The 12,533-nt window shown below is 69.5% G+C and carries 11 protein-coding genes and 1 tRNA gene; 2 read left to right on the top strand and 10 right to left on the bottom strand.

From position 1 onward, the window contains the following. Positions 1–35: 35 nt before the first annotated feature. A complete protein-coding gene (locus ACGFT2_RS32090; protein ID WP_393285225.1) occupies positions 36–1,841 on the bottom strand; it encodes a bifunctional metallophosphatase/5'-nucleotidase in 1,806 nt (601 codons plus the stop codon). A gap of 207 nt (positions 1,842–2,048) precedes the next feature. On the opposite strand from ACGFT2_RS32090, the gene pyk reads away from it, so the two are divergent. Then, a complete protein-coding gene (pyk, locus tag ACGFT2_RS32085; RefSeq protein ID WP_393285222.1) occupies positions 2,049–3,485 on the top strand; it encodes a pyruvate kinase in 1,437 nt (478 codons plus the stop codon). A 107-nt stretch (positions 3,486–3,592) separates the two neighbouring features. Here pyk and ACGFT2_RS32080 read toward each other — a convergent pair. After that, positions 3,593–3,676: transfer RNA gene (locus ACGFT2_RS32080), tRNA-Leu, on the bottom strand. Between the two features lie 95 nt (positions 3,677–3,771). Here ACGFT2_RS32080 and ACGFT2_RS32075 point away from each other — a divergent pair. Then, positions 3,772–4,422: an ANTAR domain-containing response regulator gene (locus ACGFT2_RS32075; protein ID WP_393285219.1), complete on the top strand. Its 651-nt coding sequence runs from the start codon at positions 3,772–3,774 to the stop codon at positions 4,420–4,422. A 133-nt stretch (positions 4,423–4,555) separates the two neighbouring features. On the opposite strand, the gene ACGFT2_RS32070 is transcribed toward ACGFT2_RS32075, so the two are convergent. From ACGFT2_RS32070 to ACGFT2_RS32035, 8 genes are all read right to left on the bottom strand, one after another. Further along, positions 4,556–5,272, bottom strand: coding sequence for an ABC transporter ATP-binding protein (locus ACGFT2_RS32070; RefSeq protein ID WP_393285216.1), 717 nt, complete (start codon positions 5,270–5,272; stop codon positions 4,556–4,558). Beyond that, positions 5,269–6,207, bottom strand: a complete 939-nt coding sequence (locus ACGFT2_RS32065; protein ID WP_393285213.1) for an ABC transporter ATP-binding protein — start codon at positions 6,205–6,207, stop codon at positions 5,269–5,271. Before ACGFT2_RS32065 ends, ACGFT2_RS32070 begins: the two co-directional genes overlap by 4 nt. A 3-nt stretch (positions 6,208–6,210) precedes the next feature. Continuing rightward, the gene (locus tag ACGFT2_RS32060) at positions 6,211–8,043 is read right to left on the bottom strand and encodes a branched-chain amino acid ABC transporter permease (RefSeq protein ID WP_393285211.1); all 1,833 of its coding nucleotides are present in this window, start codon (positions 8,041–8,043) and stop codon (positions 6,211–6,213) included. Positions 8,044–8,048: 5 nt separating this feature from the next. Beyond that, the gene (locus ACGFT2_RS32055; protein WP_393285208.1) at positions 8,049–8,981 is read right to left on the bottom strand and encodes a branched-chain amino acid ABC transporter permease; all 933 of its coding nucleotides are present in this window, start codon (positions 8,979–8,981) and stop codon (positions 8,049–8,051) included. A 111-nt stretch (positions 8,982–9,092) separates the two neighbouring features. Then, complete coding sequence (locus ACGFT2_RS32050; RefSeq protein ID WP_393285205.1) at positions 9,093–10,328, bottom strand: branched-chain amino acid ABC transporter substrate-binding protein; 1,236 nt, start codon at positions 10,326–10,328, stop codon at positions 9,093–9,095. A 303-nt stretch (positions 10,329–10,631) separates the two neighbouring features. Then, positions 10,632–11,267, bottom strand: coding sequence for a Tat pathway signal sequence domain protein (locus ACGFT2_RS32045; RefSeq protein WP_393285203.1), 636 nt, complete (start codon positions 11,265–11,267; stop codon positions 10,632–10,634). Continuing rightward, on the bottom strand, positions 11,264–11,701 hold the full coding sequence (locus ACGFT2_RS32040) for a hypothetical protein (protein ID WP_393285200.1): 438 nt from the start codon (positions 11,699–11,701) through the stop codon (positions 11,264–11,266). Before ACGFT2_RS32040 ends, ACGFT2_RS32045 begins: the two co-directional genes overlap by 4 nt. Before the next feature lie 177 nt (positions 11,702–11,878). After that, the gene (locus ACGFT2_RS32035; protein ID WP_393285198.1) at positions 11,879–12,370 is read right to left on the bottom strand and encodes a PaaI family thioesterase; all 492 of its coding nucleotides are present in this window, start codon (positions 12,368–12,370) and stop codon (positions 11,879–11,881) included. Positions 12,371–12,533: the final 163 nt, after the last annotated feature.

The following is a 12,533-nucleotide window of genomic DNA, read 5'->3' as shown; positions in this document are numbered from 1 at the left end:
CGAGCGGGGCCGGTGAGCGGGGCGGACGAGCGGTGCTAGAACACGGGGGTGCCGTTCCGCGTGAGCCTCCAGTCGGCCGAGGCGAAGTCCTTCGGGTCCAGGACGCCCTTCGCGGTCACCCACTCCGCGATCCTGGTACGGATCTCCGTCGACTCCGACCACAGCTCCTTGGCCGCGGCGACGTGCGGGAACGCGCCGCCGCCGTTGGCCCGGTAGTTGTTCACCGCGAGCACGAACTGCCGGGTGTCGTCCAGCGGAGCCCCGCCGAAGGCCAGGTTCCTGATCCGGGACCCGGCCGGCTGGGCGACGTCGATGTCGTACGAGAGGCCCGAGACGTAGTCGTAGTTGTAGTCCGGGCGGCCGCCCGCGTTGGTCAGCTTCTCGACGTCCACCGGGCCGCCGGCCGCCGTCTGCGTGTAGTACTCCGCCGAGTACTCCAGGTAGGCGCGCACCTGGGCGCCCGTCAGCAGCTTGGCGACCAGCGTGTTGTCGTAGACGTACAGGCTCGACAGGTCCCGGACGGTCACGTCGCCGGCCGGGATCTCGGACGTCCGGGAGAACGGCGACGCCTGGGCGATCACCGGCAGCGAGGCGTACTCGGTGCCCGCGAGCGCGGCCTTGACCACGTCCTCCTGGACCTTGGTGATCAGGTCGATGATCGGGGCGTCCTTGTAGCGGGCCTCGACGGTGGTCAGGGTCTCGGTCGCGCTGCCCACGACCTGGTTGACGTACGCGACGACCCTCTCGTGCTCGTCGGCGAGCAGCTTGGTGATCTTCGGGTCGTCGGCGACCGTATTGGAGTTGCGCAGCGAGGCGGAGACCGACTCGACCTCCCACCCGCCCCTGGCGAAGACCAGCTCGATGTCGAAGAGGGTGAGCCGCTCGGCGTAGCACAGCGGCTCGGAGAGCACGACCGTCCTGCCGGTTTGGTCGTTGACCACCTTCAGCTCCGGGATCTCCACGTGGGCGTGGCCGACCAGGATCGCGTCGATGCCGGGGACCTGCTTGGCGACGTTCGCCGCCGCGTTCTCCACGTACGGCACCTGGTCGCCGTACGACGACGTGCCCGACGTGCCCGAGTGCGCGGAGACGACGACCACGTCGGCGCCCATCGACCTGAGCCTCGGCACCCACTTCGCGGCCTGTTCCTCCAGGCCCTCGAACTTCAGCCTGCCCTGCACGTAGGCCTTGTCCCAGATGGCGATGCCGGGGTTGGTCAGGCCGAGCACGGCGACCTTGACCGGCTCGGCGCCGGGCACGTGGAACTTCTTGATGAAGTACGGCGGGAAGGCCGGCCTGAGCGTCCTGGCGTCGACCGCGTTGGCGCCGAGCAGCGGGAAGTCCAGCTGGTCCTCGAACCTGCGCAGGGTCTCGATGCCGTAGTTGAACTCGTGGTTGCCGAGCGCCGCCGCGTCGTACCCGATCGCGTTCATCGCCTGCGCCATCGGGTGCACCGGGCCGCCCTTGGCGGTGATCGGGTCGACCTTGGCGTAGTAGTAGGCCAGCGGGGTGCCCTGGATGGTGTCACCGGCGTCGAGCAGCAGGGTGTTGCGGCGGCCCTTCTCCTTGCGCACCTGGTCGACCAGGGTGGAGATCCGGGCCAGGCCCAGCGCGTTGCCGGCCTTGTCGGAGTACTCGGCGTCCTTGAAGTAGTCCCAGTTGAAGACGTTGCCGTGCAGGTCGGTCGTGCCCATCACGGTCAGGGAGTACCGCTTCGCGTGGTGTCCCGGCCTCCCGTGCTCCGCAGCCTCGGCCGCCGGAGCCGCCGCCGTGCCGGCGACCGCCACCCCCGCCCCGGTGGCGGCGGACTTCTTCAGGAACTTCCGGCGGTTCAACGGCATCTCTCGTTCTCCTCGGTGCTGGTCGACGACGCGCGTAGATTCTGACCTGTGCATGACCCTCTGCGCCAGGCTTCACGGGTGAGAAATTCGCTCATCGGAGCGAGGGGTCGCCCAATTCAACACTTGTCAATAACGCTTCACGCAAAGGTTGTTGAGTCGACATGCGGCCCGGATTCTCTACCGACGGGTAAGGCCTAGGCTCGAAACATGCGCCGAGCAAAGATCGTTTGCACATTGGGGCCCGCCACCGACTCGTACGACCAGATCAAGGCACTGGTCGAGGCCGGAATGGACGTCGCCCGCTTCAACCTCAGCCACGGCACGCACGCCGAGCACGAGGAGCGTTATCAGCGGGTGCGGAAGGCGGCCGACGAGACCGGCCGCAGCGTCGGAATCCTCGCCGATCTTCAAGGCCCGAAGATCCGCCTCGGCCGCTTCGCCGAAGGGCCGGTACTCCTTGAACGCGGCGACGTCTTCACCATCACCGTGGAGGAGGGCGCCGAAGGCGACCGGCACGGCTGTGGCACCACCTACGCCGGCCTCTCCGCCGACGTCACCCCCGGCGAGCGCGTCCTCGTGGACGACGGCAAGGTCTGCCTGGAGGTCACCGCCGTCGACGGCCCCCGGGTCCGCACCCGGGTGGTCGAGGGCGGCATGGTCTCCGACCACAAGGGCCTGAACCTCCCCGGCGTCGCCGTCTCGGTCCCCGCCCTCTCCAAGAAGGACGAGGACGACCTGCGCTGGGCGCTGCGCACCGGCTTCGACGTCGTCGCCCTCTCCTTCGTCCGCAGCGGTGACGACGCCAGGGACGTGCACCGGATCATGGCCGAGGAGGGCCGCCGCCTCCCGGTGATCGCCAAGGTCGAGAAGCCGCAGGCGGTGCAGAACATCGACGGCATCGTGGCCGCCTTCGACGGCATCATGGTCGCGCGCGGCGATCTGGGCGTGGAGATGCCGCTGGAGCAGGTCCCGATCGTCCAGAAGCGCGCCATCAAGCTCGCCAAGCGCAACGCCAAGCCGGTCATCGTGGCCACCCAGATGCTGGACTCGATGATCGACAACTCGCGCCCGACCCGCGCCGAGGCCTCCGACGTCGCCAACGCGGTCATCGACGGCACGGACGCCGTGATGCTCTCCGGCGAGACCAGCGTCGGCAAGCACCCGATCGAGACCGTGCGCACCATGGCGAAGATCGTCGCGGCGGCCGAGGAGGACATCCTGGCGGGGGGCCTGCCGCCGCTGACCGAGCGGAACAAGCCGCGCACCCAGGGCGGCGCGGTCGCCCGGGCCGCCGCCGAGATGGGCGACTTCCTCGGCGCGAAGTTCCTGGTGGCGTTCACCCAGTCGGGAGACACGGCCCGCCGGCTCTCCCGTTACCGCTCGCCGATCCCGCTGCTGGCGTTCACCCCCGAGCCGGCCACCCGCTCCCAGCTGAGTCTCACCTGGGGCGCCGAGACCTTCCTCGGCCCGCACGTGGACTCCACGGACGCCATGGTCGACCAGGTGGACGAGCTGCTGCTGAAGTACGGCCGCTGCGCGAAGGGCGACATCGTGGTGATCACGGCGGGCTCGCCGCCCGGGGTCTCCGGCTCGACCAACATGGTCCGCGTCCATCACATCGGCGAGGACGACAGCCCGAAGTGACGGCCGGCGGCCCCCATGGCCGTTCATGCGGCCACTCCGGGTCACCGACGGTGACGGGACGCTGCACAAAGCGGAGGATCACCCGCAGGTGATCCTCCGCTTACGAGTGCCGGGTATGGGATTCGAACCCACACGTCCTTTCGGACAGAGGTGTTTGAGACCTCCGCGTCAACCAGTTGCGCCAACCCGGCTCGGTAACTCTGGTGGAGTGTACCGGCTCACCGGCGGGAGGTGCAGCTAGGTAGGCTCTTGTCAGCAGTACCCCTGCCCCGAACGAGGAGCCCCTGTGACCGCCGAGTCGCCCCAGCCCGTAGACGCGCCCGACGACGACAAGTCGCACGTGCCTCCGCTGACGACCCGTGTCGTCATCGCCGAGGACGAGGCCCTGATCCGCCTCGACCTGAAGGAGATGCTCGAGGAGGAGGGGTACACCGTCGTCGGCGAGGCCGGGGACGGCGAGCAGGCCGTCGAGCTGGCCCGCGAGCACAAGCCGGACCTGGTCATCCTCGACGTCAAGATGCCCAAGCTGGACGGCATCTCCGCGGCCGAGAAGATCGCCGAGGAGTCCATCGCGCCGGTCCTGATGCTCACCGCCTTCTCGCAGCGCGACCTCGTGGAGCGGGCCCGGGACGCGGGTGCCATGGCCTACCTGGTCAAGCCGTTCAGCAAGAGCGACGTCGTCCCGGCGATCGAGATGGCCGTCTCCCGCTTCACCGAGCTGAAGCAGCTGGAACAGGAGGTCGCCGACCTCACCCTGCGGCTGGAGACCCGCAAGCTGGTCGACCGGGCGAAGTCCATCCTGCAGACCGAGTACGGCCTGACCGAGCCGGCCGCCTTCCGCTGGATCCAGAAGACCTCCATGGACCGCCGCATGTCGATGCAGCAGGTCGCCGAGGCCGTGATCGCGGACAGCGAGGAGAAGAAGGCCGGGAAGTAGGTCCGAGCCCCGCACGGAGCCACCGCGGAGTCACCGCACGGCCCCCGCGGGGAGCCCCCGCACACGCACGGCGAGGCCCGCGCCCCGGAGAAGAGGGCGCGGGCCTCGCCGCGTTCCCGGCCGGCCGGACCGGTCAGTCCTCGCCGAGATAGGCCTTGCGCACGGACTCGTCGTGCAGCAGGTCCTGTCCCGTGCCGGACAGCACGATGGAGCCCACCTCCATGACATGACCCTGGTCGGCCAGCGAGAGCGCCGCCTGGGCGTTCTGCTCGACCAGCAGGATCGTGGTGCCCTGGGACTTCAGCTCGGCGATCGTCGCCATGATCTTCTGCATCATGATCGGTGACAGGCCCATGGACGGCTCGTCCAGCATCAGCAGCTTCGGCTGGGACATCAGGGCGCGGCCCATCGCCAGCATCTGCTGCTCACCGCCCGAGAGAGTGCCGGCGGCCTGCTTCCTGCGCTCCCCGAGGATGGGGAAGAGGTCGTAGGCGCGCTGGATGTCCTTCTCGATGCCCGGCTTGTCGCTGCGCAGGAACGCGCCGAGGCGCAGGTTGTCCTCGATGGTCATGCGCGGGAAGATGTGCCGCCCCTCGGGGGAGTGGGCGAGCCCCAGCGAGACGACGTCGTGCGCCGGGACCTTCTTCAGGGACCTTCCGTTGAACCGGATCTGCCCGCCGACCGGCTTCAGCAGTCCGGACAGCGTGCGCAGCGTGGTGGTCTTGCCGGCGCCGTTGGTGCCGATGAGGGTGACCACCTGACCGGCTTCGACCTTGAAGGAGATGCCCTTGACGGCCTCGATCTTGCCGTAGGCGACCCGCAGGTCCTCCACTTCGAGCAGTGCGGTCATCGGTCGTTCTCCTTGCCGGGCGCGGCGTCCGTCGTGGTCTCGGGGTGCGCCTCGGCCGCTTCGGTCGCCTCGGCTGCCTCGGCCGCTTCGACCTCGGCGACCTCCTCGTCACCGGGAGCGTCCTCGTAGGGCTCGCCGAGGTAGGCGGCGACGACCCGCTCGTCGCCCTGCACGGTCGCGCTGTCGCCCTCGACGAGCTTCTCGCCCTGCACCAGGACGGCGACGCGGTCACAGAGGTTGAAGATGAAGCGCATGTCGTGCTCGATGACGAGCACGGCGATGCCCCTGTCCCGGATGGCGAAGACCAGTTCCTCGGTGGCCCGGGTCTCCTGCGGGTTCATGCCGGCGGTCGGCTCGTCCAGGAGCAGCAGGCCGGGCTCGCTCGCCATCGCCCGGGCGATCTCCAGCTTGCGCTGCTCGCCGTAGGGCAGGTTGCGGGCGAGGTGTTCCGCCTTCTTCTCCAGGCCGACGAACTCCAGGAGTTCCATGGCCCGCGCCCGGGAGGCCGCCTCGGCCCGGTGGAAGCCCGGACCGCGCAGCAGGGCGGACCACAGGCCCTCCCTGGTGCGGGTGTGCCGGCCGACGAGCACGTTCTCCAGAACCGTCATGTTGGCGAACAGCCGGATGTTCTGGAAGGTGCGTGCGATGCCGGCCGCGGTGACCTTGAAGGACTTCGGCGGCAGGACGGCGCCCTTGTAGCGGACCTCGCCCTCGGTGGGGACGTACAGGCCGGTCAGGCAGTTGAAGAAGGTCGTCTTGCCGGCGCCGTTGGGGCCGATCAGGCCGACGATCTCGCCGCTGTTGACCGTGAGGTCGACATTGCGTACGGCGGTCAGGCCGCCGAAGCGCATGGTGACGCCGCGGGCGTCGAGCACGACCTCGCCGGGTGCGGAGGCGCCGGGGGCGGCGCCCTTGGTGGTGGTGTCGGTGGTCATCGGTCAGGCCCCTGCCTTGCTGAGGACGGCGGGCGCTTCGGCCTCTTCGTGGAATTCGAGTTGGCGGCGCCGGTTGGGGATGATGCCCTCGGGGCGGAAGCGCATCAGCAGCACGAGCGCGACGCCGAAGGCGAAGAGCTGGTAGTCGCCCAGGAACTGGAGCTTGGCGGGGATCAGGTAGAGCAGGGCCGCGCCGACCAGCGGACCGGCGATGGTGCCCATGCCGCCGAGGACGACGGCGGCCAGCAGGAACGCCGAGTTGGGCGGCACGACGTGGGCGAACTGGTACTGCTCCGGAGTCACCGTGTAGGTGACGTGGGCCTGGACGGAGCCGGCGAGGCCGGCCAGGCAGGCGCCCAGGGCGAACGCGATGAGCTTGACCCGGAACCCGTTGATGCCCATGGCCAGCGCGGCGGTCTCGTCCTCGCGGATGGCGATCCAGGCGCGGCCGATGCGGGAGTCGCTGCTGCGCCGGAACACCACGACCACGATGAGCGTGACGAGCAGCATCAGCAGGAAGTAGTTCGCGAACCGGCCGATGGTGGCGCCGAAGAGCTGATGCTCCTGGCCGAAGTCGAACCCGAGGATGTCCAGGTTCGGGATCGAGGAGATGCCGTTGGAGCCGTTGGTGACGTCCGGGCCGGACGTGCCGTCCATGTTGAGGACGGTGATGCGGAAGATCTCACCGAAGCCGAGCGTCACGATGGCCAGGTAGTCACCGCGCAGCCGCAGGGTCGGAGCGCCGATGAGGACGCCGAACACCATGGCGACGACCGCACCGAGCACCGCCGAGGCCCAGAACGGCCACTGCACGTGCAGGGGCGAGGACGGCGAACCGGAGACCAGGGCCGAGGTGTAGGCGCCGACACCGAGGAAGGCGACGTAACCGAGGTCGAGCAGGCCGGCCAGGCCGACGACGATGTTCAGGCCGAGGGCGACCGTGGCGAAGATCAGGATGTAGACGCCGATTGTCGCGTACTGGTCGTCGGACTGGGTGAGCGGGAAGGCGGCCGCGGCGACGAAGGCACCGGTCATGGTGATGATGCGGTGGCGGGCGGTGATCGCCGAGACCCGGGCCACGAGCCCGGCCTTGGCGATGGCGCCGAAGCCGCAGCCGGCGGTGATGAGGAAGCCGATGAACAGCTCGTCGTACTCGGTGCCGATGCCGTAGGTGAAGACGATCAGGCCCAGTGCCATCACGGCGGCGATGACGAGGATCTCGGCGTAGGCGGGCAGCTTGGCGGCCGGGGCCGGGGTGCGGGAGGCGAAGGCCGCCTTGAAGGTGTTCCAGTTCTGGCGCCGGCTGTGGCGGAACTGCTCCCAGGCGGTGTCGTCCGGGTCGATGAGTTCCGGGGCCGGCCGCTCGAAGGGCAGGGCCAGTGCGCCGGTCAGGGCCGCCAGCGTGGCCAGGGCGGCGACGAAGCCGCCGGGCTCCAGGTTCACCACGCCGCCGAGCTTGGAGCTGATCGCGATGACCGTGAACCAGGTGGTGGCGAAGGCGCCGAGCGCGGACAGCTTCAGCGCGCCGTCGGCGCTGCCCGGGGTGAGCCACCCCAGGCCTTTGACGCCGTAGGAGGAGAGGCCGAAGAGCGCGGTGAGGGCGCCGCCGATGAGGACGAGGACCTGCAGGCCGCCCGGGTAGCCGTAGACGGTGAGGTCGCCGGGGAACTCCGAGGTCCAGGTCCAGGCGAGGAACGTCGAGACGACGGTGAGCGCGCCGCCGCCGGTGGCGAGGGCTCGTCCGAGCGGGGCGGGAAGGCCGATGAGACCGGACTGCGCGGCCGTGGTGGCGTCCGGGGTCTCCGGGGTCTCGGATGCGGTGGTCTGTGTGGTCATCGGTGTCACGCCCTGTCCGCCACGCGCTCGCCGAGCAGGCCCTGTGGCCTGAACAGCAGCACGAGGATGAGGAGTACGAACGCCCAGACGTCTGCCCAGGACTGGCTGCCGAACTTGTCCATGCCGGGGATGTCCGCGATGTAGGCGGTGGACAGTGCCTCGGCCACACCGAGGACGAGGCCGCCGAGCATGGCGCCGTAGATGTTGCCGATGCCGCCGAGGACGGCTGCGGTGAAGGCCTTCAGGCCGAGGATGAAGCCCATGCGGAAGTCGATCTGGCCGTACTTCAGGCCGTAGGCGACGGAACCGACGGCGGCGAAGGTGGCGCCGAGGGCGAAGGCGATCACGATGATGCGGTCCGTGTTGACGCCCATCAGCTTCGCGGTGTCCGGGTCCTGGGCGGTGGCCTGCATGCCGCGTCCGGTGCGGGTGCGCATCACGAAGTAGGCGAGGAACGCCATGGAGAGCGGGGCGGCGGCGACCAGGAAGACGTCACCGGTCTGGATGGTGACGTTGCCGATCTCGAAGGGGCCGCCCGGGATGCTCGGGAACGTGCGGGCGGACTTGGCCCCGGGGTACCAGGCCCACACCGCCTGCTGCAGCGCGAGGGAGAGGCCGATGGCGGTGATCAGGGGCGCGAGGCGGGGGGCGGTGCGCAGCGGACGGTAGGCGAACCGTTCCGCCCCGACGGCGACGGTGACGGCGACCACGATGGCTCCGACGAGCATGAGCGGCAGGGCCACCCACATCGAGGTGCCGTCGGGAAGGACGTACGCGTAGACCGTGAGCGCGCCGAAGGCTCCGGTCATGAATATCTCGCCGTGGGCGAAGTTGATGAGCTGGACGATGCCGTAGACCATTGTGTAGCCGATGGCGACCAGCCCGTACATGGATCCTAGTAGCAGGCCGTTGACCAGCTGCTGCGGCAGTTCGTTCACCGCATGTCCTCCGAGACTTTCGGACGTTCGACGGATGAGGCCGGATGCGAGTCCGCGCGGGACGCCAGTGGAACAGCGCCCCGCGCGGCTCTGGTGGTGCGGGTGTGTGGGTCAGCTGCCGTTGTAGGTGCCGGACTCCACGGCCTTCCAGGTGGTACCCGTGACGGAGTAGACGGTGAGCTGCTTGTTGGTCGCGTCACCGTACTCGTCGAAGGAGACCTTGCCGGTCACACCGTCGAAGGAGACGTTCTGCATGGCCTGGGTGATCTTCTCGCGGGCGTCGTCCGGCAGCTTGCCGTCGTTGTCGTCCACGACCTTCTTGACGGCCTCGATGATCGACCAGGCCGAGTCGTAGGAGTAACCGCCGTAGGCCGCGTACGCCTCCTTGTAGCCCGCCGCCTTGTAGTTGGCGACGAACTCCTTGGCGGAGGGCAGCGTCTCGACCGGGGCGCCGACCGAGGTGGCCAGGTCGCCGCCGCCCGAGGCACCGGCCAGCTTGATGAAGTCGTCGGCGTAGATGCCGTCGCCGCCCACCAGCGGGACCTTCGCGCCGGCGGCCTTGATCTGCTTGCTCAGCGGGCCGGCCTGCGGGTACTCGCCGCCGTAGTAGACCACCTGGGCACCGGAGTTCTTCACCTTGGTGGCGACCGCGGAGAAGTCCTTGGTGTCGGGGTTGATGTGCTCGGTGCCCACGACCTTGCCGCCGAGCTTCTTGAACTCCTCGGAGAAGGTGGCGGCGAGACCGGCGCCGTAGGTCTTCTTGTCGTCGATGACGAAGACCTTGGTCTTCTTGGCCTTGTTGTAGACGTACTGCGCGGCGAACGGGCCCTGGATGGCGTCCGTGGTCGCGGTGCGGAAGTACGACTTGTACTGCCGCGCCTTCGACTTCTGCCAGTCGTCGCCCTGCGTCAGCGCCGGGTTGGTGTTGGCCGGCGACACCTCGACCAGCTTGGCGTCGTCGAAGACCTTCTGCATCGACTGGGCCACGGAGGAGTTCAGCGGGCCGACGACACCGAGGACGTCCTTGTTGCCGACGAACTTGGTGGCGTTGGTCTGGCCGGAGGAGGGCTGCGCCTGGTCGTCGGTGGCTTCGACCTTGAAGGTGACGCCCTTGACGTAGTTCTTCTTGTTGGCCTGCTTGGCCGCGAGGTCCACCGAGTTCCTGATGCCCAGGCCGAGCGCGGACAGGTCGCCGGTCAGCGGGGCGTCGACGCCGATGGTGACGGTGGTGCCGCCGTTGCCGGAGTCGGAGCCCTTGTCGCCGCTGTCGCGCGAGCCGCAGGCGGTGAGGGTGAGCGCTCCCGCCGCCAGAGCGGCGGTGATGGCGATGAGCGAACGTTGACGCACGATCAGTCCTTTCCCCTGGACGACCGCATCCCCGTGGAAACGGTCGAGCCGCGCGCCTGGCCGAAGAGTGACGGGCCGGAGTGAGAATCCGACGGCGCGGTGACTGGCCGTGACTCTAAGCGTGTGTGGGGAACGTGGAGGAGAGTCTGACCAATGCTGTGACGCTCTTGTTATGACACGAGGTAATGCAGAGCGGTACCGCGTGGGGGGAACGGCGGAATTCCGGCCGTTTCGCCCTGTCCACATGGTGAGAACTTGCAGGACGCACCTTGATCCGTTCAGGCGTCTCAAGGGTTTTGGTGATTACCCGCCCCTGTTGCCGCAGGCGGCTTTCAGGGCCTGGGAGAGGTGCTGTGCGTAGCGGGGGCCGAGGATGAAACTGTGATTCTGTATTGCCCGCGTATTACGCAGAGTTACGTCCACGAAAGGAAGTCCGGCGTCCATAGGTACTTTCCGGCATTGCGTCACGTGCATCGTGATGGTGATCTTCCGGGCCGAACCCGCTTTCGTCCGGAAGGGCGCCGGGGGGTCCGTCGTCAGGGACAGTCCCGCGTACGGCTGGGTCACCCCGGTCACGGTGACCGGCGGCCCCGACTCCACGCTCACCAGCACCGTGAAGCTGAAGCTCCGCGGCGGTGCACCCGCCGCGGTGGCCCGGCCGTCGAGATACGTCACGCCCACCGCCTGTGCGGGATACGGCACTTGTGCCGGGCGGGGTGTGACGTGCGGCGGCGGTTGCCGTGGCCGGGTGGCGAAGAGGTAGCCACCGCCGCCCAGCAGCACGGTCAGCGCGAGGAGAGCGAACGTGACCCGCCGGTGCCGGTGGTGGTGCGAGACGAGCGCCGCGCGTGTCCGCCCGGCCGAACGAGGGCCCCCGGTATCCGGGTTGTCCCGGACGCCCGTGCCCTCGCCGGGCTCGACGGGACCGATGCCGCTCATCGCCAGGGACCTCCGCTCGGGGCGCCGTGCCGGTAGCGCTCGGTACACGCCGCACGGGCCTGACGGGCGATCAACTCCTCCGCCCGGGCGATCCCTTGGCGTCGCCGCACGCCGCGCGCCGCGTCCACGACGCCCCTGAGGATCTCGTATTGCCCATTGGACAGACCCATCGACTGGTAATCGCCGTAGGTACCGCTGTCGAGCACCTCGCGCGCCCAGTGCGCCACGAGCCTCGTGCACAGGTCGGCGTCGGCCACCGGTGACGCGGCCGGCGGTGTCCCGGCGGCCGGTGTCCCGGGGTCCGGGGTGTGCGCGGGAGCGGTGTGCCGGGGGCCGCCGGACCGGTCGCAGCCCGTCGCGCACAGCAGCGCCGGCAGCGCGAGTCCGGCCGCCAGGAACACCGCCCCCGCCCGGAGGCCTCCTCGCCGTCCCATGTGCCGAAGCTAGAGGGAAGGACGGCGAGGGGCAACGGGCCGGCGGGGGTCGGTGGCCGGAGGCCGGTGGTGGAGGACGGTCAGGGGCGGGGGACCGCTGGGGAGCGGTGTCCGGAGCCCGCTGGGGGGGCGGTGTCCGGAGCCCGGCTGGGGGAGCGGCGGTCCGGCGGGAACCGGTCAGCCGCCGACGGGGCGCGCGTGTGCCTCGTCGCCCGGGTTCACGTCCCGCAGCAGGCAGGTCAGCCGGGCGGTGCACACCCGGCGGTCATCCTCGTCGGTGATCACGATCTCGTACGTCGCCGTCGACCGGCCCCGGTGCACGGGGGTGGCCACGCCGGTCACCAGGCCGGAACGGGCCCCGCGGTGGTGGGTGCAGTTCAGATCCACGCCCACCGCGATCTTCGAGGTGCCGCCGTGCAGCATGGAGCCGACCGAACCGAGCGTCTCCGCCAGCACCGCGGACGCGCCCCCGTGCAGCAGGCCGTACGGCTGGGTGTTGCCCTCCACCGGCATGGTCCCGACGACCTTCTCCGCCGACGCCTCCAGGATCTGCACCCCCATCCGGGTGCCGAGGTGTCCTGCCGAGAACAGGGCGGGCAGATCCACACCGAGCGCCGCGTACTCGTCGATGACCTCCTGCGGGAACTTCACTCGCTGCTGCTCGCCCATCGGCCGGCTCCGTTCTTCGTACACCTGTTCCTTGGCTGAGCAAACGCTCAGTCGGTCGCCGATTGTTCCAGACGGCCTTCCGTGCGGTCACGGCCCCGGTGCCCGCCCCGGCGCCGCCCGGGTCCCGGGGCCGTCGTGGACGGGTTCCGGGCGCCTTGCCGGC

Source organism: Streptomyces sp. NPDC048514 (genome assembly GCF_043199955.1).
In the GTDB taxonomy this organism is placed as follows: domain Bacteria; phylum Actinomycetota; class Actinomycetes; order Streptomycetales; family Streptomycetaceae; genus Streptomyces.
This window is presented reverse-complemented; position numbering and strand designations above follow the sequence as displayed.